The organism is Priestia sp. SIMBA_032 (assembly GCF_046535215.1).
In the GTDB taxonomy this organism is placed as follows: domain Bacteria; phylum Bacillota; class Bacilli; order Bacillales; family Bacillaceae_H; genus Priestia; species Priestia aryabhattai.
The window spans coordinates 1-235 of record NZ_JAWRXD010001596.1 but is presented as its reverse complement, the minus strand read 5'-3'; the positions used below and the strand labels follow the sequence as shown (position 1 = coordinate 235).

1 protein-coding gene is annotated in these 235 nt (G+C 54.5%); it reads left to right on the top strand.

All coding sequences use genetic code 11. From position 1 onward, the window contains the following. On the top strand, window positions 1-235 hold a 235-nt coding region (locus tag SB717_RS39685; protein WP_410908843.1), incomplete at both ends, for an alcohol dehydrogenase catalytic domain-containing protein.

The following is a 235-nucleotide window of genomic DNA, read 5'->3' as shown; positions in this document are numbered from 1 at the left end:
AATAGAGATTCTTTACTGCGGGGTCTGTCACTCCGATCTGCATCAGGCGCGAAATGACTGGGGTTGGTCTAACTATCCGCTTGTGCCGGGTCACGAGATTGTGGGGCGTGTAATCGACGTCGCTCCGCAAGTGAAGCGCTACAAGGTTGGTGACCATGTCGCAGTCGGTTGTATGGTCGATAGCTGCATGGTATGCGACCAATGTCGCAGGGGTCTTGAGCAGTTGTGTCGCGAA